The following is a 23387-nucleotide window of genomic DNA, read 5'->3' as shown; positions in this document are numbered from 1 at the left end:
AGCCACCAGCCGCGTCGGTGATCGAGCAGGACACCCGCCCCAATCCCGTCGTATCGGTGATGGAGCAGTACACCCGCCCCAATCCCGTCGCATCAGTGATCGAGCAGGACACCCGCCCCACTCCCGTCGCGGCGGTGATGGAGGAGGACACCCGCCCCAATCTCGTCGCGGCAGTGATGGAGGAGGACACCCGCCCCAAACCCGTCACCCCAGCGAAAGCTGGGGTATCCCAGTTTGACGGCTAACGGTCACCCCAAGCACACACCACCCCGGCGAAGGCCGGGGCCCAGGTGGAAAGGTCGCAGTAACGACGCGCACCGCGTCGTTACTCAGCGCTCCCAACTGGGCCCCGGCCTTCGCCGGGGTGGGGTTCGTTAGGCGGGGCAGGGCATGCGAAGCGCGCTGGAGCGTTTGACGCGCCAACCCAAAGCAACCTTTTTCTCCCGCGAAGGCGGGAGCCCAGTCTGGATCCCCGCCTTCGCGGCGACACAAGCTACCTTCGCAAACCAAACGGCCCAATCCTCCCCCGCCAGGGGGAGGTGGCTGGCGCTTGCCAGACGGAGGGGGCGGGAAGGGTAACTACCGTTCCGTGTCCTCCCCTCCGTCGCCTTACGGCGTCACCGCCCCCTGGCGGGGAGGATTGCGAGGCTAAGTCACTCCCGCGCCTACCTCAGTTGCTATCCGAACTGTCATCCCCACCGCTCGTTGCCAGCAGAACACCGACCACCAGCGCCGCCAGGATACCGATGCTGACGTACGTCGCAGTCGGCCCCTCGGCGAGTTTGCCCTTGCCCGTCGTCGCCGTCCCCGCACGCGCGACCGACAGCGACCTCGCCGGATTGGCCGCCGACGCCATCGTCGGCGCAACCATCATCGCCGCGCCCGCAACCGTCACCGCGACATTCTTGAAACGAAACTTCATGATATTTTCTCCCTGTAAGACCTTACCATAGGTTCAGCTTCGCCCCGATTCGTCAACGCGTTTGCGCGCAGTTGCAGCAACGTTTTCACGCTGACTTTTAACAGTCACCAGAGTGCGACTGCCCTGTCACAATACTCGGCTAGATCATCGCCAAGGGATAGACTTGCGGGGGTAAGGCCATGAACGCCGTGACGACGTTTTCGCCATCTAGCATCATCGGCGCCGACATCACCGATATCGCCGATTTCATCCACTCACGCCCTGCCGTCCCCGAGCCGATCGTCGAGCGTCGCCAATACCGCACGATCTGGATCTCCGACGTTCACCTCGGCACGCGCGGCTGCAACGCAGGGATGCTCAACGACTTTCTCGACCACGTCGACAGCGAGACGATGTACCTCGTCGGCGACATGATCGACGGGTGGCGGCTCAAGAAGAAATTCTACTGGCCCGCGGCGCACAACGACGTCCTCTGGCGCCTACTCAAGCGCGCCAAGCGCGGTACGCGGGTCGTCTACATTCCGGGCAACCATGACGAGGTGTTCCGCCAATATTCCGGCCTCGACCTGGGCGGCATCTCGATCCGCCGCAACGCGATCCACGAGACCGCCGACGGTCGCCGCCTGCTCGTCCTCCATGGCGACGAGTTCGATGCGATCACGCTCGCGCACCGCTGGGTCGCGCATATCGGCGACGCCGCCTACACGATGCTGATGGGGCTCAACCGCTGGGTCAACGCCGCGCGGCGCAGGATGGGCATGCCCTATTGGTCGCTGTCGAAGCACGCCAAGGCCAAGGTCAAGAACGCGGTCGCCTTCATTTCGCACTTCGAGGAGGTCGTCGCGCACGCGGCGGGCGTCCGCGGCGTCGAAGGCGTCGTTTGCGGCCACATCCACACCGCCGAAATGCGCGAGATCGCCGGCATCGCCTATTACAACGACGGCGACTGGGTCGAAGGCTGCACCGCGCTGGTCGAGCATTTCGACGGTCGCATGGAACTCCTCCACTGGGGCGACGAAATCGCCGCCCGCGAGAAGGACAAGGTCGTCACGTTGGCCGCCTAACCTAAACCCTCTCCCCTCGGGGAGAGGGAAAGACGCGAAGCGGCGAGGGTGAGGGCAAGTCCACCACGCCAGTGAACAGCGTGCCCTCATCCTCCCACTTGGCTGCGCCAAGCGGGCCCCTCCCTCTCCCCGACGGGAGAGGGCAAAACGGAGAAAACACGATGCGTATCGCGATCGTCACCGACGCCTGGAGCCCGCAAGTCAACGGCGTCGTCCGCACCCTCCAGGCGGTCCGCAAGGAACTCGAATCGATCGGCCACCAGGTCCTGATCGTATCTCCCGAACAATTCGCCTCGATGCCATGTCCGACCTATCCCGAGATCCGCCTAGCCTTTGCGCGGTCCGGCGCAGTCGGTCGCCTGCTGGCGAGCTTCGGCGCCGACGCGATCCACCTCGCCACCGAAGGCCCGGTCTGCCTCGCCGCCCGCACCTGGTGCATGGCCCGCGCCCTCCCGTTCACCACCGCCTACCACACCCAGTTTCCCGACTATATCGCCGCACGCACCGGCGCGAACCCCGACTGGATATGGCGCTATATCCGCTGGTTCCACCGCCCCGCGCAGTCGATCCTCGTCTCGACGCCCTCGGTCGCCAGAACGCTGTCGGACCAGGGCCTGCACCAGGTCCGCGAATGGGGCAGGGGCGTAGACTTCGCGCAGTTCGGCCTCGACGGTGCTCGCGACCCCGAGCTGACAGCGCTGCCCGGGCCGATCCAGCTCTATGTCGGCAGGGTCGCGGTCGAGAAGAACATCGAGGCGTTCCTGTCTTCCGCGCATCCCGGTACGAAGGTCGTGGTCGGCGACGGCCCCGCCCGCGCCACGCTCGCGCGCCGCTTCCCGGACGCGGTCTTTCTCGGCCAGCGCTCCGGCCTCGACCTCGCCGCAGCCTACCGCACCGCAAACGTGCTAGTCTTCCCCAGCCGCACCGACACGTTTGGTCTGGTCATGATCGAAGCGCTCGCCTGCGGCACTCCGGTCGCGGCGTACCCTGTAACCGGGCCGATCGACGTCCTCGACGACCGCGTCGGCGCGATGCACGAAGACCTCGACACTGCGATCGCCACCGCGCTGACCCGCGACAGCGTCACCTGCGCCGCCTATGCCGCACGCTACAGCTGGCCGGCCAGTGCCCGCCAGTTCCTCCACGCGCTCGTCCCCCTTGAAGGAAAGCTCATGGCGGCCTGAGCTTGTTCGCTTGCCTGTTGCCCCCACGCGCACTAAGTCTGTCTCATGTCAGGCCGCTCCGAAAGGGGCGGCCCTTTCTATTTTTACGGAGTTTCCGCCGTGGCCCAGCCGCTCATGCCCCACGCGACCGCCGCCTGGATGGTCGACAATACCGCGCTCAGCTTCGAGCAGATCGCGGACTTCTGCGGCCTGCACATCCTCGAGATCCAGGCGATCGCCGACGACACGACCTCGACCAAGCTCACCGGTCGCGATCCCGTGCGCGCACATGAAGTGACGCAGGAAGAGATCGACAAGGGTGCCGCCGATCCCGATTACCAGCTCAAGATGATCAAGGGCCCCGAGCAGGTCCGCCGCACCAAGGGCCCGCGCTACACGCCGGTCTCGAAGCGCCAGGACAAGCCCGACGGCATTTCGTGGATTATCCGTAACCACCCGGAAATCACTGACGGCGCGATCTCGCTGCTGATCGGCACGACCCGCACGACGATCGCCGCAATCCGCGACCGCAGCCACTGGAACATCGCCAACATCACGCCCAAGGACCCGGTCACGCTCGGCCTGACCTCGCAGCGCGAACTCGACGCGGCAGTGGCGAAGGCGGCGAAGGCAGCTGGCATGGAAGCCCCTACCGACACGCGCCTCGAAGGCGACCGCGAAGTCCTGCTCCAGCAGCTCCGCGCCGAGCGCACCCAGGCGGCAGCCGACGCACAGTTCGTGGCAGACGGCGGCGTGTTGCCCGTCAAGCCCCTTTTCGACGACCCCTTCAAGCGCTGACCGCACGTCCCCTCCCGCAAGCGGGAGGGGGCAGGGGTGGGCTCGCGCTTCCCAATCGTCATCCTGACGAAAGTCAGGACCCAGAGCCAAAGATGTCGCCCTACATTATCCTGGATCCTGAACTTCGTCAGGATGACGGGGTGCAGTTCATCACGCCCGCCAGCACTATCTCCCGCCACATCCAGTTGCTAACCGCAACGGATGGCAACCGCACCCGACACCGATTTCGCGCCGACCAGTCACAAGGGCCTGACCTACCCGTTCGGCGGCGCAGAGCCCGTAGCGGGTGACGTCTTCGAGGTCGCCCCCGGCATAGACTGGGTCCGCCTCAAAATTCCCGGCCCGCTGAAACACGTAAATTGCTGGCTCCTCGCCGACACCGACGGCGACGCGCTGGTCGACACCGGCATGAACACCGCCGAGGCCCGCGACGCCTGGAAAGCCATCTTCAACGGCCCCAAGTCCGGCGTCCGCATCACCAGGATGATCGGCACCCACTTCCACCCGGACCATATCGGCCTCGCCGGCTGGATGTGCGACCACCACGCCGCCCCCTCATCATGACCCGCGCGGAGTGGCTGACCGCGCGCATGCTAGCCGCCGACGCCCGCGACTCCGTCCCCCACGAAATGCTAGCCTTCTGGCAAGGCGCGGGCTGGGACGCCGCACAGATCGACCACGCCACCGCCAAGGGCTGGGCCGGTTTCCGTAAGATCATCACCCCGCTCCCGCTCAGCTACACGCGCATCGAAGACGGCGACACGCTCACCATCGGCGCGCGCGACTGGCGCGTGGTAACCGGCTCGGGCCACTCCCCGAACACGCGTGCCTGTACGATGAAGCCGGCGGCATACTCATCGCCGGCGACCAGGTCCTCTCCCGGATCAGCCCCAACGTCTCGCTCGGCATCACCGAACCGAACGCCGACCCGCTAGGCGAATGGTTCGCCTCGATCGCCAAGCTCAAGACGCTGCCCGCCGACCTGCTCGTCCTCCCCGGCCACGGTGACCCGTTCACCGGCCTCCACACCCGCCTCGACGCGATGGACCGCGAACATCGCGAGCGGCTCGACGAACTGGCCATCTTCCTCGCCGAACCCCGCCGCGCGGTCGACTGTTTCGGCCGCCTGTTCCGCCGCGCGATCGGCCAAGACGTGCTCGGCATGGCGACCGGCGAGGCACTCGCGCATCTCCGCCGCCTCGAAGTCGAAGGCCGAGCGACCCGCGAGACGCACGATGGCGTATGGTGGTGGCGCGCGGCCTGAGTTAGCATGCGGCCAAAATCAAGAGGATAGCCCCATGTGCGACGAGCATACCGCAGACGATAACGAAGCGTATCTGGCCGGCGTCTCGCGTCGGCAGTTCGGCGTGATGACCGGCGCGATGGGCCTGACGATGCTGCTGCCCGCCCCCGCGAACGCTGCCGTCATCAAGGGCCGCGACGTCTCGATCGTCACGCCCGACGGCAAGGCCGACGCCTATTTCGTCGCCCCCGCCACCGGCAAGTACCCCGGCGTGCTGATCTGGCCCGACATCATGGGCCTGCGCCCCGCCTTCCGCCAGATGGCCGACCGGCTCGCGCAATCCGGCTACGCGGTGCTCGTCGTGAACCAGTTCTACCGCTCGACCAAGGCACCGTTCCTCGCCCCCGGCGAGTCGTACGACCAGCCCGCGGTCCGCGCACGCATCGCCCCGTTCCGCGAAGCGCTCACCTCCGAAGGCACGGTGCGTGACGCGCGTGCCTTCACCGCCTTCATCGACGCGCAACCGCAGGTCGACCGCAAGCGTGGGCTGGCCACCACCGGCTATTGCATGGGCGGCCCGATGGTGATGCGCACCGCCGCAGCCGTCCCCAACCGGATCCGCGCCGGCGCGACCTTCCACGGCGGCGGCTTCGTCACCGACACGCCCGACAGCCCGCATCTGCTAATCCCGCAGATGAAGGGCCGATACCTGATCGCGATCGCTGCCAACGACGACGCCCGCTCGCCCACCGAAAAGGACACGCTCCGCGAGGCGTTTGCCGCCGCAAAGCTCCCCGCCGAGATCGAGGTCTACGCCGGCACGATGCACGGCTGGTGCCCGCCCGACTCGAAGGTCTACAACGCAGTCCAGGCGGACAGGGCCTGGGCCCGCATGCTCGCGCTGTTCGACAAGGCGCTGGTGTAGGAGGTCCGCCGCTAATGGCGTCATCCTGACGAAAGTCAGGACCCAGAGCCAAGACGGGTGAGCGTCGCGGCTCTGGATCCTGTGTCGAGCCCAGGATGACGGGCGTAGGGCGCGGCGTTGCTACGTCCGCAGTGTAACCCTTGACCGAACCCCCTCTCCATGAGACCATCGTTCACGATCCGTTCTCAAGGAGAGTCGCATGACGTTGACCCTGTACACCAACCCGATGTCGCGAGGCCGGATCGCGCGGTGGATGCTCGAAGAGGTCGACGCCGAGTATGAGACCGTCGTCCTCGACTACGACACGACGATGAAGGCCGAGCCGTATCTGTCGATCAACCCGATGGCCAAGGTCCCGGCGATCATCCACAACCACAAGACCGTCACCGAATGCGCCGCGATCTGCGCGTATCTCGCCGACGCATTCCCCGACGCCGACCTCGCCCCCCGCGACGAGGAGCGCGCCGATTACTATCGCTGGCTCTTCTACGCCGCCGGCCCGGTCGAAGCCGCCACCGGCAACCGCGCGCTCGGCGTCGTCCCCGATTCCGCGCAGCAACGGATGATCGGCTATGGCAGCTTCGATCGCGTAATCGACGTGCTCGAACAGGCCGTGGCAGCGCACCCGTACATAGCCGGCGACCGCTTCACCGCAGCCGACGTCTATGTCGGATCGCAGGTCATCTGGGGCATGCAGTTCGGCTGGCTGCCGAAGCGCGAAGCGTTCGCAGAGTATGCCGCGCGCCTGATCGAACGCCCGGCGTACCTGCGCGCCGCAGCACTGGACGACGCCCTGATCGCGGTCGCCGCGTAGGAGCGAGGGCGTGACCAGCCAACCCAACCCGTCATCCTGAAGAAAGTCGGGACCCAGGATACCAGGAGTTAACGCCCGTGGCTCTGGGTCCTGACTTTCGTCAGGATGACGGTGGGGTTGGGCGCGCACAGAGCGTGTCGAGATCGGCTTGCTGGCAGGACTGCTTACGGTCGCAGCTCAATGGTGCGCACCGGATCGACATTACACGGGCAGGGGGCGTCGGACTCGCACTGGCTAGAAAGAGGGTCGGATCACGAACACGACTGGCACAATGGCCCCACAAACCTTGCCCTCACCCTTCCCACGGCCAAGTGGCCGCGATCCCCTTCCTTCTCCCATCGGGAGAGGGAGAGACGCGAATGCGGCGATAGGTGAGGGCACGCGCCGGCCGTCATCCTGACGAAAGTCAGGACCCAGGATACCAGGGGTTAACCTCCATGGCTCTGGGTCCTGACTTTCGTCAGGATGACGGCGAGGGTTGGAGCGAACGGAGCGGCATGAATCGGTTTCATAGAGAGCCGGTTCATGCCGCGACCAAATGGCGGACGACGGATCTCAGACTTTACAAGCAAGAGACGCGCGCTGGACCGCTTCGCAAGGGCGAGGAGAGTGTCGAACGAGCATCGACCGCCAGCGAAAGCTCGCACGGTAAAGCCGCCTCGGACCGGTTCCCTCTCCCATCGGGGAGAGGGAGAGACGCCGAAGGCGGCGATAGGTGAGGGCAAGCCAAACAGGGCGAGTAGCGGAGCGGACGAGCCCCATCGCCCGCCTCAGACTAGCGAAATGCCCAATACCGAAACGCCCTCAAAAACTCCCGATCAGGCCGCCCACTTCGCCAGCCAGTCGGCGAGCGCCTGCGGCCCCATCGACCGCGCATCCGCCAGCTCGGTCTCATGCCCGGCGTTCAGCAACCGGTTGCTCCGCGGATCGACCACCAGCACCGCCGGCACGCCCTTGAGCCGCCCCTTGATGCCGTAACCCGCCGCGATCTGCCCGTTCTTGTCGAAGCGGCCGATGTCGACCGTCACCACCACGAACTTGCTATCCACGAACCGCTTCATCTCCGGCAGGTCGATCGTCCCCGCCAGCAGGCGGCAGTCGAGGCACCAGTTACCGCCGAGATCGATCAGCAACCGCTTGTGTGTCTTCAGCGCGCGCGCCCGCGCCGCCGCAACCTGCGCATTGGCGTTCGCCGACTCGTTATACGGCAGCGGCAAGGGCTGTGGCAGCTTGTCGAAGCTCGTCGTGTTCACGTGCGGCGCCACGACTTTCGCGCGGGGCGCAGCGGGGGCGGCCACGGCAGTCGCGAGCAAGGCAAGCGCGGCGATACGGCGCATCGACATCATTCATATCCTCCGATCACGGCATTCAGGAAGCTCGGGAATGGTCCGTTCCAGCCATCCGCCGGCGTATCGGCGAGCGGTTGGCGGCGACCACCGGTTGGATCCGCAGGAATGCGCTCCGTCCGTGGCGGCTCGACCTTTGCCGCTTCCGAACGAACAGGTTGCGAGCGAGGAGGTTCCGACCGCACCGGCTCCGTCCGCACCGGCTCCGTCCGCATCGTCTCCGTCCGCGCAGGTGCCGCGCGAACCGGTTCAACATACGCCGGTTCGACCTGCACCGGGTCGACCCGTGCCGGCTCCGCAACGCGCGGCTTCACCGCGGGCACGGGCTCGTCGATCGGCGTACGCTCCCAGCGAGGACGCTTGGCCGCCGCAACCGGCTCGGCCGCAGCCAGCACCTCGGCGACGATCGCCGGGGCCACCGTATCCGCCCGTGGCACCCGCCGCGTACGGGGCCGATCCGACTCCTTGGCAGCCGCCGCCGCAACCGGCACCGGCGTAAACGTCTCGGACCGCGCGCCGCGACGCGGCCGTGCGCGCCGCGCCGTGCCATCGTCTTCGGTCGCAGCAGCAACCGGCGCCGTCTTCGGCTCGGCAACCTTCAGCCGCTCGATCGTCTGACCCGTGAGCTTCTCGATATTGATGATATTCTCGGAATCGTCGGGCGCGACGAACGTGTACGCCGTCCCCGTCGCCCCGGCGCGACCCGTACGACCGATCCGGTGAACATAGTCGTCCGGATGCCACGGCGCGTCATAGTTGAACACCGTCGACACGCCCTTGATGTCGAGCCCGCGCGCCGCGACGTCCGACGCAACGAGGATCGTCACCGCGCCGGTCTTGAACAGCTCGAGTTCGGCCAGCCGCTGCGGCTGTTCCATGTCGCCATGGATCTCGCCCGACTTGTAGCCCGCCTGCTTCAGCACCTTGTTCAGGTCGCGCACCGTCGTCTTGCGGTTGCAGAAGATGATCGCGTTGGTCACCTCTTCCTGCGCGAGAATGCGGCGCAGCGTATCGCGCTTGGCGGTCTGGCTCGGCACCGGCACCAGATACTGCTTGATGTTGAGGTTGGTCGACGCCGGGCGCGACACCTCGATCGTCTTGGGATTGGTCAGGAACTTGTCCGCCAGCTTCTTGATCGGCGGAGGCATCGTCGCCGAAAACAACAGCGTCTGGCGCTGCTTCGGCAGCTTGGTGCAGATTTCCTCGATGTCGGGGATGAAGCCCATGTCGAGCATCCGGTCCGCCTCGTCGATCACCAGCATCGAACAGCCGTTGAGCATGATCTTGCCGCGCCCGAACAGGTCCATCAGCCGGCCTGGCGTCGCGATCAGCACGTCCACGCCCTTCTCGAGCGCGGCGAGCTGGTCGCCCATCGAGACGCCACCGATCAGCAGCGCCATCGAGAGGTTCGAATTGACGCCGTATTTCTCGAAATTCTCCGCCACCTGCGCGGCGAGTTCGCGCGTCGGTTCGAGGATCAGCGAGCGCGGCATCCGCGCGCGGCTACGGCCATGCGCGAGAATGTCGATCATCGGCAGCACGAACGACGCGGTCTTGCCGGTGCCCGTCTGGGCGATACCGATGATGTCGCGCATCATCAGCACGGACGGGATCGCGCCGGCCTGGATCGGGGTCGGCTCGGTATAGCCGGAGTCGGTGACTGCCTTCAGCAGTTCGTCGGAGAGGCCGAGATCGGCAAAACTCATGCAAATGTCCGGTAAATAGAGGGTGAAATGCACTGCCCTCAAGCGTTCCGGCGCTCGCCGATTTGGCGACAAATGTCAAGGAAACGCGGTGAATGGAGGGTGGGAAGGGGCGGCGGGCGGCGTATTTCCGCAAAACCCCCGTCATCCTGACGAAAGTCGGGATCCAGAGCCAAGCAGCGTACCGTCAGTTACTCTGGATCCTGACTTTCGTCAGGATGACGGAGGGGTGACCTCGCATCCGCCAAGCACGTTAGCTGTAGGCTCCCGCTACTTCTTCGCCCGCAAGCTCTTGAACCCTTCGATCTCGCAGCGTGAACCCGATCGCATGCGGATCGCGTCACGGCCCTTGCAGATCATCCCGTCCGCGCCCGGCCGCAGATAGAACCCTGAATAATAATCGAGCGGCTTGCAGTCGCCATCGAGCCGCGCGCGCAGCCGCGTCGTATCGTCCATCACCAGGTCGACCGCGCCGTCCTTGTTGAGCATCGCACCAGCAATTTCATCGACCGCGATGCATTTTGGACCCTTATGCTCCTTCCATTCGCGCGGCGGCGCGTAGGTTCGCGCAGGCATCCGGCTCATCCGGGGCACGCGGATAATGATGCGTTCGTGGATCGAGACCTGCGCGATCTGCATGCTATCGAGCGTGAACGCCCGAGACTGGCTGGACGACTGGCTGGGCGAAGGCGCATCGCGCATGGCCGCAGCGAAGGGGCCCGCGAGCGCGAGCAGGGTGGCGGGAATCGCGGGATGAATCATGCTGGCTGGATCATGCTGACGTAACCGTTAGGGCCAATCGTTGAACGCGCGATGAATTTTGTCTAGCGCTTCGTCCGTGCCCCAAATTCAGACAGCAACCCTGACGCCTTCGCAAGCCGCGATGTTGCAAGCGCTAGCACCACAGCTCGATGCGAAAGCGGTCGTCACCGACCCCGCCGATATCGATCCCTGGCTGCACGACTGGCGCGGCCGGTTCCATGGCGCTGCGCCCGCGCTGCTGGCGCCGACCTCGACCGCGGAGGTCGCGCTGATCGTCAAGGCCGCCGCCGAGCACCGCGTCCCGCTCGTCGCCCAAGGCGGCAACACCTCGATGGTTGGCGGCGCGACCGCCCCCGCCGATGGCAGCGCGCTGATCCTGTCGCTGCGCCGGATGAACATTATCCGCAGCATCGACACCGACGCCGGGCTCGCCATCGCCGAAGCCGGCGTCATCCTCGCCGACCTCGACGGTGCCGCGCAAGGCCAGGGGTGGCGCTTCCCGCTGACGCTCGGCGCGCGCGGCACGGCGACGATCGGCGGGCTCGTCTCGACCAACGCCGGCGGGACGCAGGTGCTCAAGTTCGGCACGATGCGCGGTCTCGTCGCAGGCGTCGAAGCGGTGCTCGCCGACGGGACGATCCACGACGGCCTGTCCGCGTTGAAGAAAGACAATCGCGGCTACGACCTCGACCAGCTTTTCATCGGCGCGGAGGGCACGCTGGCGATCGTCACCGCCGCCACGCTCCGCCTCGCCCCCGCAATTGCAGCCCGCGGCACAGCCTGGGTCGGCATCGCCTCGCCCCACGCCGCGCTGAAACTCCTGCGGACGATGCAGGCGAGGACCGACGCGATCGAAAGCTTCGAGATCCTCCCCGCCGAGTCGCTCGATGCCGCCATCGCGCACCTCCCGAACGCCCGCGCCCCGCTCGCCGGCCGCCACCCCTGGCACCTCCTGATCGAGGCAACCTCCGCCACCACCGATGGCGAGTCCCCCAGCGCACTCCTCGAACGCCTGCTCGGCAAAGCCCTCGAAGACGGCGCGATCGAAGACGCGACGATCGCCACCAGCGAAGCCCAGTCGGACGCCTTCTGGCTCGTCCGCGACTCGCTCTCCGCCGCCGAACGCGCGCTCGGCCCCGCGACGCAGCACGACATCTCGATCCCGGTCGAGACGATGCCGCGCTTCATGATCGAGGCGGCGGCGGCGTGCGACGCGCGCTTCCCCGGCACGCACGCGAGCGGCTTCGGCCATCTCGGCGACGGCAACGTCCATTTCCACGTCCGCGCCGCGCCCGGCACCGACCCTGCGCATTGGTATGCCGAGGACGCGCCGGTCGTCACCCGCTTCGTCGGCGATCTCGTGACCGCGGCCGGCGGCTCGATCTCGGCGGAGCACGGCATCGGCCAGATGAAGCGCGACGAACTCGCCCGCCTTTCGTCGCCCGCGCGGATGACCGCCTTGCGCGCGATCAAGGCCGCGATGGATCCGCTCAACATCCTCAACCCCGGCAAGCTCGTCTAGCTCAGGCCACGACCGCGTCTCACCCCGACGATTCCGCACCACACTTGCACCAACCCGCCCCGCACCATAGAGCCTCGCCCCAATCGGTGGCACCAGTCACCGGCATCTGAACGACCGATCCGGAGAGTAACATGGCCAGCACCGCCCAGCTTCCGCTTTTCTACAACGGCCTCGAGCCGCTCTCGAGCGATACACACGCGAACTACAAGGTCCGCCCGCAGGACAGCGCGCCGTTCCTGGTCGGCCAGCACGCCATCCCGATCACCGTCGACGAATTCCCGCTGGTCCAGCGCCACATGCCGATCGTCTTCTCGACCGGTGACGACGCCATCCCGCTCGCGCTGATGGGCCTGAACGAGGGCGTCAACGTGTTCGTCGGCGACGACGGCAAGCTGACCGAGACCACGTTCTACGTCCCCGCCTATGTCCGTCGCTACCCGTACATGCTCGCGCGTCTGCACCCCGATGCGCAGGAGCTGTCGCTCTGCTTCGATCCGACCTCGCCGACGCTCGGTGAGTTCGAGGACGGCGATGCACTGTTCGAGAACGGCCAGCCGACCGAGCTGACCAAGAACATCCTCGGCTTCAACGAGTCGTTCGAACAGGCCGGCGCACGCACGCAGAACTTCATGAACGAGTTGCGCGAGCTCGAGCTGCTGATGGACGGCGAAGTCACGATCCAGCCCGACGGTGCCGAGCAGCCGTTCGTCTATCGCGGCTTCCAGATGATCAACGAGGAAAAGCTGATCGACCTGCGCGGCGATGCGCTGCGCAAGATGAGCAAGTCGGGCATGCTCCCGCTGCTGTATGCGCACCTGTTCTCGCTGTCGCTGATGCGTGATATCTTCGCGCGCCAGGCACAGCTCGGCCAGACCCCGCAGCCGCAGATGGCCGCGCCGCAGTTCAACGTCTGAAGGACACGTACATGACGGCAGCGCGGGATAGTTCGGAACGCTACTCGCCGGAACGGCATTCCTCGGAACGCTATTCGAGGGTGGCGATCTGGCTTCACTGGACGATCGCGCTGCTCGTCATCCTCAACCTCGCGGTCGGCCTGTTGCACGATTCGGTGCCGGCCCTCCGCGCGTGGATGGGCGCGCACAAGGCGCTCGGGATGACCGTCCTCGTCCTGAGCGTCGCGCGGCTCGCATGGCGTCTCGCCAACCGCCCGCCGCCGTTGCCCGCGCTGATGCCGGCCTGGGAGAAGGGGCTCGCGCACGCTGCGCACGCGGTCCTCTATGTCACGATGATCGGCACGCCGCTGACCGGGTGGCTGATGGTGTCGGGCTCGGCGAAGCGCGGCCTGTTCAACTGGTTCGGCCTGTTCGACATTCCGTATCTGCCGGTATCGACGGCAACCGGGCATTTCGGCCACGAGGCGCATGAGATTCTCGGCTGGATGATGCTGGCGCTGGTCGTCGCGCATAGCGCGGCTGCACTGCGCCATCACCTGCTGCTGCGTGACGAGATCCTGGCGCGAATGGCACCGGCGTTCGCCCGCAAGAAAAACGCGCTCTGAAAAAATTCGGTGTGCGCCGCAACAAGGGTTGAACCAAATCGGGGCTCACCCATTTAGATCCTGTACGGCATCGTGTCCCCCCTTTCGCGGCGCCGTACGGTATGCTTCTAGCGTACCTCCTCCCTGAACCTAGGCCACTCCGTGCGTCATGCACGGGGTGGTTTTTTTGGCCTGCGGATGCGGGGTAGGGACTGCGGCTGCGTTCCAGCCGACACTCCGGCGTTAACGAGTACAGCCGCGCTCAAAACCGATCCTCCCCCGCCAGGGGGAGGTGGCACCGAAGGTGACGGAGGGGGAGGATGGGCAACCGACGTGCCGTCTACCGCCCCCTCCGTCAGGCTGCGCCTGCCACCTCCCCCTAGCGGGGAGGATTTGAAAACTGCGCGGTGTCGCGGACAACCAAGGCAAGCCCAGGCAGTGGCTCAGGTGTCAGGCGTCAGGCTCGGGCTGCCCAAGCCGCTGTTCGGTCAGGATCTGCCATCCCGCCAGGAACAGCGCCGCGACCACGGGGCCGACGACGATCCCGCTCAATCCGCAGATCTCGATCCCGCCCAGCGTCGTGACCAGCACGACATAGTCCGGAATTCCGGTGTCGCGCCCGACCAGGATCGGCCGCAGGATATTGTCCGCAAGCCCGATCACCACGACCCCCGACACGATCACCGCGATGCCCTGCCAGATCGCACCCGTCGCCAGCAGATACACCGCGACCGGCACCCAGACGATCGCCGGTCCCAGAGCGGGCAGCAACGAGGTGAGCGCCATCAACAGGCCCCACAGCAACGCCGCCGGCACGCCGACCAGCCAGAAGGTCAAGGCGCCCAGGCCACCCTGGACGAGCCCGACGATGACCGAGCCCTTGATCGTGGCGCGCACGACCGCGACGAACTTGCCGACCAGCCGCTCCGTCACCGACCGCTCCAGTGGCAACGCGCGGCAGATCGCCGGCCCGACACGGTCGCCGTCGCGCAGCAGGAAGAATGTCACGTACAGCGCGATGCCGAACGCCAGCAGGAATGCGAATGCATTGCGGCCGATCGACAGCGCCTGTCCGGCGATCGTCCGGACGCTGTTGCCCAGCGCGCCCGAAATACGCGATTGCAGCCGTTCGAAGCTGTCGATCCCGGACTTGTCGACAAGCTGCTGAAGCCGCTGCGGCAGGGCATCGTGGATCTGCTGGAAATAGGCGGCAAAGTTGATCTGGCCGTTCTGCATGCTCGTATAGACCGAGGATGCCTGATCGATCATCAGGCTGGCGATGATCAGCGTGGGGACGACCACCGCGACGAAGATGATCAGCATCGCCAGCGAGGCGGCGAGGTTGCGCCGCTCGGGCCAGCGCTTGAGCAGCTTTTGATACAGCGGCTGGAACAGGATCGCCGCCAGCGCGCTCCATAGCAGCGCGGCCGCGAAGGCGGATACCACCACGCCCAAGGCTATGGTGATGATCGTCAAGAAGAGGAGGAATCCCCCGTTCTCGATCCGGCCCCTGTTCGTCATGTCGCCCACCCTGTTTCGCCAGTCCGGTCGACATGTCCCGGCCGCCGTCTCGCATCACTTATATAGAAAAATCCCCCGGTCGTGCCGGGGGATCAGTATCAGCGGAGCTTCTCGCTGCCGTTGACGAGGGCCGCCTTCTCGCTGGCTGGCATCGCCTGCGCGTTCACGTCGGCGTCGTCGATCGCGTCGGCCTGCTGGTCGCCGCTCTCGCGCACGGCCTTGGCCTGGTCCTCGAGGTTGTCGGCCTTGGCTTCCAGCGCGTCGGCACGGTTGTCCGCTGCGCCTTCGACCTGGCTGCCCAGCTTGTCGTCGCCCTTGCCGCCGCAGGCTGCGAGCGGAACGGTGAGAGCAGCCATCATAAGCGCTACGGTCAGTTTCTTCATGATCGGATATCCTGTTGGTGTTGTGTCGACGCAAACCGTCACGGTGACGTAACGGTTCCCAACGCAGCGATCCTTCTGAAACAGTGTGATCTTTTTGCACTACGCCTCAGCGCAGCGCGGTCTCCCGCTGGAACCAGAAGCGTCCCTCGACCAGATACACGATCACCAGCGCACCGAGGCCGATCCCGAGATAGCCGATCGCGAGCGGGAAAGTGGATCCGTCATACGCCTGGCCGATCAACGATCCGACCACCACCGCGCCGAGACTGGTGATGAATCCCTGCACCGACGATGCGGTCCCGGCGATATGCCCGACCGGCTCCATCGCCATCGCGCCGAAGTTCGATCCGCACAGGCCGATGCACGTCATGCTCAGCGCCTGGATCGCGATGAAACTCCACAGCGTCTCTAGGCCACTGGCGATCACCGCGAGATGGACCAGCGACAACGCGATCAGCGCGAACACCCCGGCCTGCGAGATCAGCCGCGTGCCCAGTCGCTCGACCAGCCGACTATTGGCGAACGACGCACAACCCATCGCGAAGGCGCAGACCGCGAACAGCATCGTGAACCGATCGCCCGCACCGAACTGCTCACCGAAGATCTGCTGTGCCAGCGACACGAAGGCGATGATCCCGCCGAACGTCAGCGACGCGGCGGTCGCATAGCCGATCGAATAGCGATTGGTGAGCGTCAGGCGATAGGCGTTGCGCAGCGACGTCAGCGAGATTGCCGTCCGTCGCTCGATCGCCAGCGTCTCGGACAACCGCATCGCCGCCCATGCCAGGACGAATGCGGCGAACGCTGCCAGTGCGTAGAAGATGAACCGCCACGGTCCGAACGCGAGCAGGATTTGTCCCAGGCTGGGTGCGAGGATCGGCACCAGGAAGAAGATCATCTGCGCGATCGACAGCGTCTTGGCCATCTGCCGCCCGGAAAAGCGATCGCGGACGATGGCGACGGCGAGCACGCGAGTCGAGGCCGACATCAGTCCTTGCAGGATCCGCGCACAGATCAGCGCGGTGAAGGTCGCCGAACTCGCCGCGAAGATGCTCGCGCCGACGAATCCGATCAGCGTCGCGAGCAGGATCGGGCGGCGGCCATAGCGATCGGCGAGCGGCCCGTAGACCAACTGGCCGATCCCGAAGCCGAACATGTATGCGGTGATGATCCACTGCCGCGAATTGGCGGTCGCGGCATGAAGCTCGGCCCCGATCGCCGGCAGCGCGGGCAGCATCAGGTCGACCCCGAGCGCGTTCACCGCCATCATCGCGGCGATGAACGCGACGAATTCGCGACGACCAAAGGTAAAATGGGTAAGCGGCTGCGTCATATCACCGCGCCTACTGGCTAATGTTGCACCGCGCCATAATCGATCGCACCACTTCACAATCCTCCCCCGCCAGGGGGAGGTGGCAGGCAAAGCCTGACGGAGGGGGAGGACACGGAACACAGGTTGGCGCCGACCCCTCCTCATCTGGGAAGCGCCAGCCCCTTAGCGGGGAAGGACCCTACCGACTCGTTCCCCCACCCGCGTCATCCCGCGACCGTCGTGTCGCTCCGCTCCACCGCAACGATATCGACGTGATAGCTCTTCCACCCTCGCGTCGCCGCGGCCTCGACTGCGAGATTCTTGGTCTTTTTCGCCTCGCCAAGCGACTTGCTGTGTCCCCAGAACACCTCGGTCTTGCCGTTGGCGAGCACCGCGACGATCCGCCAGTAATGCGTCAGGTCGAGCGCGGTGGGCCCGATCGTCTTGACATAGCCGTCGGGCAGGACTGCCGTGAGGTAGAATTTACGCTTGGCCATCGCGACCTGCTACAAGCGCGATGGCCCGAACGCATCCGTGAAAAATGCCGTTCCCGTATCGGCCATGACGTGCGGCGACCGGATTTGGCAAACGGCGCAGGGATCGAATTGGCGCGTGCAGCGCTCCTCCTGAGACTCCTTCCGAAGGGCCGATGATGACGACACCCGACGCTGCTCCCACCAGTCTTCCTGTAACGGCCAGTCCCAACACGGCGGCTTCGGCAACGACCCCGGCAACGACTGGCGCCGACTCGCATGAGATCGACTTCAAGGCAGCGGCCGACGTGTTCACCAAGCTCGATGTCGAACTCATGCCCGATCCGTCGCGGACCGTGATCCGTCCGTTCAGCTTCGCCTATCCCGCCGCGTTCGATGATGGGCGGCCGTCGCGCGTCCATGCCGTCGTCGATCGTGTCCGTGCGCTCGATCCGGCAATGCGGACGCGGATGCGCGCGCTGCTCGCGGCTCCGATGCGCGAGCGGCACCGCAATGCTGATCGCGTCTTCCTGCGCCGCTTTGCGGAGATCCGCGACGAGATCGGCGCGGGCGATTTCGACGATGACGAGCAGTGGCTGATCGGCGCCTATTTCAGCCAGGAATACGCGTTCGAATCGGCGGCGTTGTTCAATCCGAGCATGGTCCGGTTGCCCGATGACGCGCTCGACGGGCGTCCGACCGAACCGGGCGCGGTGCGGTTTCTGCTGTCGCTGCGCGGGATCGGCGAGGGGCATATCTCGTCGGTGACGTTCCGGACCGGCGAATGGGGGCCGGGCGATCGTCTCGTGCTCGATCCGCCGAGCGCGAACGGGGTGCCGCCGCAGATCGAGCGGACCGAGGCGGACTGGGTGCGGCTGCTGTGCGAGGATAGCCAGGACGTCTCCGAGACGGTGATCTTCCCGGTCCTGCCCAGCCAGCATCAGGGGATCGAGGATCTCCGCATGGTCACCTTCACCGACCATGACGATGTGCAGAGCATCATCGGCACCTATACCGCGTTCGACGGCAAGACCGCGCGGCAGGAGATGTTGCGCGGAATCGATATCCGGACGTTCGAGATGCGGCCGCTGGCGGGGTCGATGACCGGTTATAAGGGGATGGCGTTGTTCCCGCGGCGGATCGACGGGCAGTTCGTGATGCTCGGGCGGCAGGACAGCGAGAATATCTGGCTGCTCCGCTCGGACGATCTTTACACCTGGGACAGCGGCACGCCGATCATGGCGCCGAAATATCCGTGGGAATTCGTCCAGCTCGGCAATTGCGGGTCGCCGATCGAGATCGACGAGGGCTGGTTGGTCTTCACGCACGGCGTCGGCATGGTCCGCGGCTATTGCATCGGTGCGTGCCTGCTCGACAAGGCGGACCCGTCCAAGGTGCTCGCGCGGACGCCGTCGCCGCTGCTGTTCCCGTCGGCCGAACAGCGCGGCGGCTATGTCCCCAACGTCACCTACAGCTGCGGTGGGCTGCTCCAGGATCGCCGGGTGCTGCTGCCCTACGCGATCGGCGACGAATACAGCGCCTTCGCGGTCGCCGAGGTCGACGACATCCTAGCCGCCATGGTTCCCGCCTGACGGTCCCCTTGCGGCTCAGCCAAGCGCCCCGAACAATTTGCGTATGATTCCTGTATCAACCGAAAAATCCCGCCGATCCACCGGCCGGGCGTCGGTGGCGACGGTCGGGCCGACGGCGGCAAGATAATCCAGTTGGCGGTGGTGCGCGAGATTGGCGAACAAGGTCGCATCGCCCTCCCGCCCTTCTGGAGCGAGTTCGATCAAAACGCTGCCGGGACGCATGAATACCGCATTGGCGAGTCCGGCGCCTAGCGGCCCGGCAATGGCGTCCGCGCCGGCAAACAGCTTAACTTGATCGTGAAAGGCAAGATGTTGCGGTTCGACGGTTTCGAACCCGTGCTCGGCGGCGATCTCCATGATCTCGGCTTCATTGATCAGTTTGCGCGACCCGGCACCGGCGCGGGTAATGAAGAACCGACGTCCCGCTGGTGCCGCTGGTGCATGCCGCTCGCGTATTTCATCCGCCATGGCGAATGCGTGGGCGCAAAACGTATGGATGTTGCTCAGCCCGCGCGCCGGCATCAGCAACCGGGCGCATCGTGTGATGCCGTCCGCCTGCGTCGCGCACCTGTCGATCGGTTGCAGCGCCGTCAGCATGTCGGCCATCCACGGGCGTAGCGGTGGCAGCCAGACTGTCGTGTCCGCCGCCAACCCCTCACGCTGTGCCAGCCACAGCCGCGGCATCGCCTCGAGCAACCAGTGGAAGTAGTTCAGGTTGGTTTGGATGCCCACGACCAGATGTGTTCCCGATAGCTCGGGCCCGCCGACCAGGTCGATCGAGAAAAGACGATCCGGGTGCTCGTGAAATCCGTAGCGTGCAAGCGATCCGAAGGCGCGGAAGCTGTCGCTGAGGATGCGATGATCCTGATCCGCAACCAGAAACCCTTCGGTGAGGATCGCACCATGCGGTAGCGCAACGACGAACGAAGGCGCCAATCGCGTAGTCGCGCCCGGCCCCGAACGGACGTCGTGTTCGCGCGCTACGTCGGCGACGCGCGGATCGATCGCGAAGAATACGGGGGGCTGGCGTATCACTGGTGCGCTACCAGGCAGCGTGACGCGCGTGGCTTGACCTACGGCAGTCGACAGATCATCCGTTGTGGGAATGCCATCGCGGTGGAACAGGTGATACATCGTATCAGGTACAAACTGAGAGTCGGTGATCGTCGGTTCCTTGCAGGAAACGTTGTGACGTACCTGTGTCTATGATCGCCGTCCAATCCCAGCCGGCGAACTGTTTCGTCATCCTGCGCTTCCCTCGATCTCGAGGTTGGTGAATACGCATCGGTTCTTCGCTACTTGTGCGTACAATGCCCCATAGCGGTCTGCCATCGCCGAGGTGTCATAGTGACGGCCGACCGTGTCCTGCCAGTGGACGGTCGCCATCCGGGCCGCATGGATGGCATCGGGAAGCGCCGCCAGATGAGCAAGCCATTGTGCCAGATCGGCAGCTGGAATGCCGACGTGATGCAGCCACCCGGCGCCGGACTCCTTGATCCTGTCGCCCACCGCGCCAATGTCGAAGCCGACCACAGGCAGTCCTGCTGCCCAGAGCTCGGTCAGTGTGTGACAATAGGTCTCTGCCCATATCGAGAAAATAGCCCCGAGGTGTGGCGCAATCTCGGCCACCCGAGCGGCGAACGCATCGCGCTGGTACCGCCCATGCAGGACCAGCCCAGGGCGCGCCGTCATGTGACCCGAGTCGCCAAGGACGTGAAATTCAAACGTGCGCCCGCCGTCGATCTCCGCCACGGCTTCTATGAGGATGGACCCTTTCGCGGCGGAAAGGTTGCCGGGTACGAGAATCTTGAGCGGCATACCTGGTTGCCACGGCGCGGCGATGCCGAAATCTGTAAAGGTGCGGCCATGAGGAATGACCTCAAACGGTCGATCAGCGAGATCGGGCAAGGCATCGAGAATAATCTCCCGCGCGGTCGGGCTTGTCGTGACGTACGCATCACAGTGGCGAAGCGCCTCGTTCATCATCGCGCGCCAGCGATGGATGAATTGATGCTTCAGGTTCGGAAACGCATCGGCCGGCCATAATTCGGGACGACACCGACCTGGTCCGGGCGTGCAGCGGCCACCGCAAAACACCATGTCCTGATCGAGCAGCTTCACCGTCGGACACAGCGTATAGAAATCGTGAAACGAGAAGACTGTCGCGATCCCCAGTCGGCGGCACGTTTGGGGAGGGTGGTGCTGTGCCACGCCATGTGTCGAATATGCACAAGATCGATCGCGTGCCGGGTGAGCATGTCGGCGACGATCAGGTCGTATTCGCTCGAACGGTGGACCAGCGGATCGATGCCGCGGTGCAGGTCTGCGGTCTCGACCGGCACCAGCGCGCCCTCGTGCAGCCGCGACAGCTCGAGCTGGACCGTATTGCAGCGTAGCAGCCACGGTTCGAACCGGTCCTCGATCGCGGCCATCAGGTCCTGGTTGGTCTGTGGCGTGCCCCCCGACTGCGTGGCGATCACATACAGGATGCGCGGTCGCGGCGCGGCCACGACGTCTGCCACCGCACGCCGGATCCGCCAGCGCATCGCCAGCATGTCCCGACCGCGCGAGAACACGCCGATCCGTGCCTTGTATTCGGGATAGCGTTCGTCGACCACCAGCCGCCCCGCCGCATACAGCGCCGTCTTGGCCGTGCCGAAGCTTGCCGACCCCTCATGATGGACGAACGTGCGGTCATCGACGACGTTGCGCAGCCCGGCATGATCGGCGCGCATCGAAAAGTCGTTCTCTTCGCCATAGCCGCGGGGAAACGCAGTGGCATCAAGCGCCCCGATTCGGTCGAGCGCGTCGCGGCGGATGAACAGGCAGAACCCGTGCCCGGTCGGCACCTCCGGTCGCAGCGTCATCGCCGATTGCCGGACCAGCCGTGCCATGTCGTCGAAGGAGAAGCCGGCGGGAACCGGATTGGCGATGCCGGGCTCCGGAACCGAGAAGGCGCCTGCATTGTCCGACACCGCCGTCGCGGTCGCGACTGATCGGCCGCTATAGGCCGCAAGGCGCAGACCCTGGAGCCACCCGACGGTCACCTGCGTATCCGAATTGAGCAGGACCACGTCGTCGGTGCCGGCAAGCCCGATCGCGCGGTTGACGGTACGCGTGAACCCCAAATTCTCGGTATTGCGGTGCACCTCGACGTTACGCAGCGTGGCCGCGGTCTCCAGGATTTCGGCAATCGCCGGATCGGTGCTGCAATCGTCGATCAGGATCAGCCGGCAGGGTATGTCGGTGCTGCGGCAAAGCGCGGCGATGCATGCGGCGGTATCGTTGGCGGCATTGTAGATCGGGACGATGATCGTCACGCCGCGCTCGTCGAAATCGGGCAGGATGTCGAGGATCACCGACGGCAGCAGCGTACGCCGCTCGGGAACCGGCATGTCGATCGCGCCGCGGATCGCCACGACGTCATCCAGCGCATGGACGGCAACATGCGCGCTGGTCGCGCCGGTCATGCTGATCGACGGCATCTCGAAGCGAAACCCGCCTCCCGCCGCGACGATGCCCTTGGCGACCAGATCGGCGCGGTACCGGTCGGCGACTCCGGTCGCATAGCGGATGCCATCGATCCGCATTTCCACGCGAAGCGTCCCGTCCGAGCGGTTGGCGTCGGCTGCCCAGCCCCGTGCTTCGCTCAGCGTGACGCGCTCAAGTTTGCCGTGGACCAGTTGCGTACGGACGAGGGTCGCCGCGCCGACGATGTGCGTGCCGGCCCGCAACAGGATCATGTCCGGGCCCAAGGCCGTGGCGGACGAAGGCGTCGCGCGCGCGCGCAGTGCCTGCAGCGACACGCGGAACCCGTAGTTCGGTGCGTTGCCCGGTACGATCTGCATCAGGTCGGGGCGGTCGATTGCCGGGTCGATAGACGCGGTCAGGTTGCCATCGAACTGGAGCGTCACCGGTAGGCCTACCGCGACGATCCACCCTCCCACATCGTCGCTGCCGGCCACCTCGATGTGACCGAGCGGCGCCATGGGACGCACTGCGTCCGCCGCGATCTTGAGCGGCTTGCCGGTGATCGTCGCCGTCACATGGGTCCCGTCGGCGATCGGAACCGGCAGGCAAACGCGAAATGCACGCGCACCGATCGCGGCCAGATCCTCGCGATACGCTGTTTCCGTGATCTGGACGACGCGCTGTGCGATGCCGTCGAACGAGAGCGTCAACGGGCCGGATCGCAGCGCCTCGTCGTTGGCCCAACCCTGCACGACCACGCGATCCGCCAGGCATTCCAACGCTTCGATATAGCCTGCGGTCATTGGTCTTCGCTGCTCCGTTCGCTCGCTTGGTATCCGGAGCCGACAGAACACGGTCGTTCCTGTCGTTGTTCG

General features: G+C 65.6%; 24 protein-coding genes. 13 read left to right on the top strand and 11 right to left on the bottom strand.

The window, feature by feature from the left end:
- Window positions 1-17: 17 nt before the first annotated feature.
- Window positions 18-245, top strand: coding sequence for a hypothetical protein (locus QP164_RS12065; protein WP_333923288.1), 228 nt, complete (start codon window positions 18-20; stop codon window positions 243-245).
- Window positions 246-670: 425 nt separating this feature from the next.
- On the opposite strand, the gene QP164_RS12060 is transcribed toward QP164_RS12065, so the two are convergent.
- Complete coding sequence (locus QP164_RS12060) at window positions 671-922, bottom strand: hypothetical protein (protein ID WP_333923287.1); 252 nt, start codon at window positions 920-922, stop codon at window positions 671-673.
- Between the two features lie 179 nt (window positions 923-1101).
- On the opposite strand from QP164_RS12060, the gene QP164_RS12055 reads away from it, so the two are divergent.
- The 8 genes from QP164_RS12055 (at window position 1102) to QP164_RS12020 (ending at window position 6929) form a co-directional block, all read left to right on the top strand.
- Window positions 1102-1986, top strand: a complete 885-nt coding sequence (locus QP164_RS12055) for a UDP-2,3-diacylglucosamine diphosphatase (RefSeq protein ID WP_132895496.1) — start codon at window positions 1102-1104, stop codon at window positions 1984-1986.
- A gap of 161 nt (window positions 1987-2147) precedes the next feature.
- The gene (locus tag QP164_RS12050; protein WP_333923286.1) at window positions 2148-3170 is read left to right on the top strand and encodes a glycosyltransferase family 4 protein; all 1023 of its coding nucleotides are present in this window, start codon (window positions 2148-2150) and stop codon (window positions 3168-3170) included.
- 99 nt (window positions 3171-3269) lie between these two features.
- Window positions 3270-3947 carry a DUF1013 domain-containing protein gene (locus QP164_RS12045; RefSeq protein ID WP_056484483.1) on the top strand — a complete coding sequence of 226 codons (678 nt, stop codon included), beginning with the start codon at window positions 3270-3272 and terminating at the stop codon, window positions 3945-3947.
- 201 nt (window positions 3948-4148) lie between these two features.
- Window positions 4149-4511 (top strand): MBL fold metallo-hydrolase, encoded by a 363-nt coding sequence (locus QP164_RS12040; RefSeq protein ID WP_333923285.1) that lies wholly within the window; start codon window positions 4149-4151, stop codon window positions 4509-4511.
- On the top strand, window positions 4508-4882 hold the full coding sequence (locus tag QP164_RS12035) for a hypothetical protein (RefSeq protein ID WP_333923284.1): 375 nt from the start codon (window positions 4508-4510) through the stop codon (window positions 4880-4882). The genes QP164_RS12040 and QP164_RS12035 overlap by 4 nt, the downstream gene beginning before the upstream one ends.
- Window positions 4777-5211: a hypothetical protein gene (locus tag QP164_RS12030; protein ID WP_333924246.1), complete on the top strand. Its 435-nt coding sequence runs from the start codon at window positions 4777-4779 to the stop codon at window positions 5209-5211. The genes QP164_RS12035 and QP164_RS12030 overlap by 106 nt, the downstream gene beginning before the upstream one ends.
- A gap of 34 nt (window positions 5212-5245) precedes the next feature.
- Window positions 5246-6115, top strand: a complete 870-nt coding sequence (locus QP164_RS12025; RefSeq protein WP_333923283.1) for a dienelactone hydrolase family protein — start codon at window positions 5246-5248, stop codon at window positions 6113-6115.
- 199 nt (window positions 6116-6314) lie between these two features.
- Window positions 6315-6929, top strand: coding sequence for a glutathione S-transferase family protein (locus QP164_RS12020; protein ID WP_333923282.1), 615 nt, complete (start codon window positions 6315-6317; stop codon window positions 6927-6929).
- A gap of 818 nt (window positions 6930-7747) precedes the next feature.
- On the opposite strand, the gene QP164_RS12015 is transcribed toward QP164_RS12020, so the two are convergent.
- The 3 genes from QP164_RS12015 to QP164_RS12005 all read right to left on the bottom strand — a co-directional run bounded on the left by QP164_RS12015 (window position 7748) and on the right by QP164_RS12005 (window position 10740).
- A complete protein-coding gene (locus tag QP164_RS12015) occupies window positions 7748-8266 on the bottom strand; it encodes a thioredoxin family protein (RefSeq protein WP_332754975.1) in 519 nt (172 codons plus the stop codon).
- 5 nt (window positions 8267-8271) lie between these two features.
- On the bottom strand, window positions 8272-9981 hold the full coding sequence (locus QP164_RS12010; protein WP_333923281.1) for a DEAD/DEAH box helicase: 1710 nt from the start codon (window positions 9979-9981) through the stop codon (window positions 8272-8274).
- A 267-nt stretch (window positions 9982-10248) separates the two neighbouring features.
- A complete protein-coding gene (locus QP164_RS12005; RefSeq protein ID WP_333923280.1) occupies window positions 10249-10740 on the bottom strand; it encodes a hypothetical protein in 492 nt (163 codons plus the stop codon).
- Between the two features lie 121 nt (window positions 10741-10861).
- Between QP164_RS12005 and QP164_RS12000 the strand changes: the two genes are divergently transcribed.
- From QP164_RS12000 to QP164_RS11990, 3 genes are all read left to right on the top strand, one after another.
- Complete coding sequence (locus tag QP164_RS12000; protein ID WP_333923279.1) at window positions 10862-12262, top strand: FAD-binding oxidoreductase; 1401 nt, start codon at window positions 10862-10864, stop codon at window positions 12260-12262.
- Between the two features lie 131 nt (window positions 12263-12393).
- The gene (locus QP164_RS11995; RefSeq protein WP_132895488.1) at window positions 12394-13176 is read left to right on the top strand and encodes a SapC family protein; all 783 of its coding nucleotides are present in this window, start codon (window positions 12394-12396) and stop codon (window positions 13174-13176) included.
- A gap of 11 nt (window positions 13177-13187) precedes the next feature.
- On the top strand, window positions 13188-13781 hold the full coding sequence (locus QP164_RS11990; protein ID WP_333923278.1) for a cytochrome b: 594 nt from the start codon (window positions 13188-13190) through the stop codon (window positions 13779-13781).
- Between the two features lie 429 nt (window positions 13782-14210).
- On the opposite strand, the gene QP164_RS11985 is transcribed toward QP164_RS11990, so the two are convergent.
- The 4 genes from QP164_RS11985 to QP164_RS11970 form a co-directional block, all read right to left on the bottom strand.
- Window positions 14211-15281, bottom strand: coding sequence for an AI-2E family transporter (locus tag QP164_RS11985; RefSeq protein ID WP_333923277.1), 1071 nt, complete (start codon window positions 15279-15281; stop codon window positions 14211-14213).
- Window positions 15282-15379: 98 nt separating this feature from the next.
- Window positions 15380-15664: a hypothetical protein gene (locus QP164_RS11980; protein ID WP_132736137.1), complete on the bottom strand. Its 285-nt coding sequence runs from the start codon at window positions 15662-15664 to the stop codon at window positions 15380-15382.
- Window positions 15665-15770: 106 nt separating this feature from the next.
- A complete protein-coding gene (locus QP164_RS11975) occupies window positions 15771-16997 on the bottom strand; it encodes a multidrug effflux MFS transporter (protein ID WP_333923276.1) in 1227 nt (408 codons plus the stop codon).
- 203 nt (window positions 16998-17200) lie between these two features.
- Window positions 17201-17473 carry a hypothetical protein gene (locus QP164_RS11970; RefSeq protein WP_333923275.1) on the bottom strand — a complete coding sequence of 91 codons (273 nt, stop codon included), beginning with the start codon at window positions 17471-17473 and terminating at the stop codon, window positions 17201-17203.
- 311 nt (window positions 17474-17784) lie between these two features.
- On the opposite strand from QP164_RS11970, the gene QP164_RS11965 reads away from it, so the two are divergent.
- Window positions 17785-19041 (top strand): glycoside hydrolase family 130 protein, encoded by a 1257-nt coding sequence (locus tag QP164_RS11965; RefSeq protein ID WP_333924244.1) that lies wholly within the window; start codon window positions 17785-17787, stop codon window positions 19039-19041.
- Between the two features lie 15 nt (window positions 19042-19056).
- Here the strand turns inward: QP164_RS11965 and QP164_RS11960 are convergent, their stop codons facing one another.
- The 3 genes from QP164_RS11960 to QP164_RS11950 form a co-directional block, all read right to left on the bottom strand.
- Window positions 19057-19977 (bottom strand): glycosyltransferase family 61 protein, encoded by a 921-nt coding sequence (locus QP164_RS11960; protein ID WP_333923274.1) that lies wholly within the window; start codon window positions 19975-19977, stop codon window positions 19057-19059.
- Window positions 19978-20283: 306 nt separating this feature from the next.
- A complete protein-coding gene (locus tag QP164_RS11955) occupies window positions 20284-21162 on the bottom strand; it encodes a glycosyltransferase family 4 protein (RefSeq protein ID WP_333923273.1) in 879 nt (292 codons plus the stop codon).
- Window positions 21159-23315 carry a glycosyltransferase family 2 protein gene (locus QP164_RS11950; protein ID WP_333923272.1) on the bottom strand — a complete coding sequence of 719 codons (2157 nt, stop codon included), beginning with the start codon at window positions 23313-23315 and terminating at the stop codon, window positions 21159-21161. Before QP164_RS11950 ends, QP164_RS11955 begins: the two co-directional genes overlap by 4 nt.
- Window positions 23316-23387 lie beyond the last annotated feature (72 nt).

It is taken from the genome of Sphingomonas sp. LR59 (assembly GCF_036855945.1).
Classification (GTDB): Bacteria; Pseudomonadota; Alphaproteobacteria; order Sphingomonadales; family Sphingomonadaceae; genus Sphingomonas.
The sequence above is the reverse complement of the archived record's forward strand: the minus strand, read 5'-3'. Positions and strand labels throughout refer to the sequence as shown.

Coding starts and splice junctions, on each gene's coding strand:
- QP164_RS11995 (WP_132895488.1), top strand. CDS start 12,394: ATGGCCAGCACCGCCCAGCTTCCGCTTTTCTACAACGGCCTCGAGCCG.
- QP164_RS11980 (WP_132736137.1), bottom strand. CDS start 15,664: ATGAAGAAACTGACCGTAGCGCTTATGATGGCTGCTCTCACCGTTCCG.
- QP164_RS12035 (WP_333923284.1), top strand. CDS start 4,508: ATGACCCGCGCGGAGTGGCTGACCGCGCGCATGCTAGCCGCCGACGCC.
- QP164_RS11965 (WP_333924244.1), top strand. CDS start 17,785: ATGCCCGATCCGTCGCGGACCGTGATCCGTCCGTTCAGCTTCGCCTAT.
- QP164_RS12005 (WP_333923280.1), bottom strand. CDS start 10,740: ATGATTCATCCCGCGATTCCCGCCACCCTGCTCGCGCTCGCGGGCCCC.
- QP164_RS12060 (WP_333923287.1), bottom strand. CDS start 922: ATGAAGTTTCGTTTCAAGAATGTCGCGGTGACGGTTGCGGGCGCGGCG.
- QP164_RS12040 (WP_333923285.1), top strand. CDS start 4,149: ATGGCAACCGCACCCGACACCGATTTCGCGCCGACCAGTCACAAGGGC.
- QP164_RS12055 (WP_132895496.1), top strand. CDS start 1,102: ATGAACGCCGTGACGACGTTTTCGCCATCTAGCATCATCGGCGCCGAC.
- QP164_RS11975 (WP_333923276.1), bottom strand. CDS start 16,997: ATGACGCAGCCGCTTACCCATTTTACCTTTGGTCGTCGCGAATTCGTC.
- QP164_RS11990 (WP_333923278.1), top strand. CDS start 13,188: ATGACGGCAGCGCGGGATAGTTCGGAACGCTACTCGCCGGAACGGCAT.
- QP164_RS12000 (WP_333923279.1), top strand. CDS start 10,862: ATGTTGCAAGCGCTAGCACCACAGCTCGATGCGAAAGCGGTCGTCACC.
- QP164_RS12015 (WP_332754975.1), bottom strand. CDS start 8,266: ATGCGCCGTATCGCCGCGCTTGCCTTGCTCGCGACTGCCGTGGCCGCC.
- QP164_RS12010 (WP_333923281.1), bottom strand. CDS start 9,981: ATGAGTTTTGCCGATCTCGGCCTCTCCGACGAACTGCTGAAGGCAGTC.
- QP164_RS11950 (WP_333923272.1), bottom strand. CDS start 23,315: ATGACCGCAGGCTATATCGAAGCGTTGGAATGCCTGGCGGATCGCGTG.
- QP164_RS12020 (WP_333923282.1), top strand. CDS start 6,315: ATGACGTTGACCCTGTACACCAACCCGATGTCGCGAGGCCGGATCGCG.
- QP164_RS12025 (WP_333923283.1), top strand. CDS start 5,246: ATGTGCGACGAGCATACCGCAGACGATAACGAAGCGTATCTGGCCGGC.
- QP164_RS11985 (WP_333923277.1), bottom strand. CDS start 15,281: ATGACGAACAGGGGCCGGATCGAGAACGGGGGATTCCTCCTCTTCTTG.
- QP164_RS11970 (WP_333923275.1), bottom strand. CDS start 17,473: ATGGCCAAGCGTAAATTCTACCTCACGGCAGTCCTGCCCGACGGCTAT.
- QP164_RS12050 (WP_333923286.1), top strand. CDS start 2,148: ATGCGTATCGCGATCGTCACCGACGCCTGGAGCCCGCAAGTCAACGGC.